The sequence below is a fragment of the Enterobacter sp. CGMCC 5087 genome (assembly GCF_003144775.1).
Classification (GTDB): Bacteria; Pseudomonadota; Gammaproteobacteria; order Enterobacterales; family Enterobacteriaceae; genus Enterobacter; species Enterobacter cloacae_M.
Genome location: NZ_QFXN01000187.1, coordinates 1 through 543, shown reverse-complemented (window position 1 = coordinate 543; position 543 = coordinate 1). Strand labels below are relative to the sequence as shown.

The 543-nt window shown below is 57.1% G+C and carries 1 pseudogene; it reads right to left on the bottom strand.

The window, feature by feature from the left end:
* Positions 1–543: pseudogene (locus DEO48_RS26810) on the bottom strand (type VI secretion system membrane subunit TssM); the annotation flags it as partial.

The window sequence follows — 543 nt, the reverse complement described above, 5'->3', positions numbered from 1 at the left end:
GGAATGCTGCTCATCCTTGTTTTCCGTTTCCCCGCCTGTCTGGAGTAACAGATCACCGTAAGGATCGACAATGACCGCCCCTTCCCCCAGCCAGCAATCTACCTTCTGTCCTTCCTTCAGGGAGCGCAATTCATTGTGCAGGCGCGCATGGAGTTTATTCGGCGGGCAGGCACGGTGAAGCAGGCTGCTTTTACCGCTGCCCGGAAGACCGATCATCATGTACCAGGGTTTACCGTACACGGAACCCTGGCCCGGCAGTGCCTTCAGTGCCTGCGCCCAGCCGTCCAGGAAACGTTGCTGACCATCAACAAACGCCTGAAGCGGATCTTTTTGCCGGCTCTCCTGTAATCGTTGTTCCTGCCGGGCATTGTGCATATTGCGCCATACCCGCCACAGCATGACAATACAGGCAAGCCACAGCCATCCCAGCGCAAATAATCCCCGTGACAAGAGAGAAGCAAAGGGTTTCACGTCATGAAACGTGAACAGGGGTCCGCCCCACCAGACAGCCACCAGGATGATGACCCAGAGCACCGCCGCAAG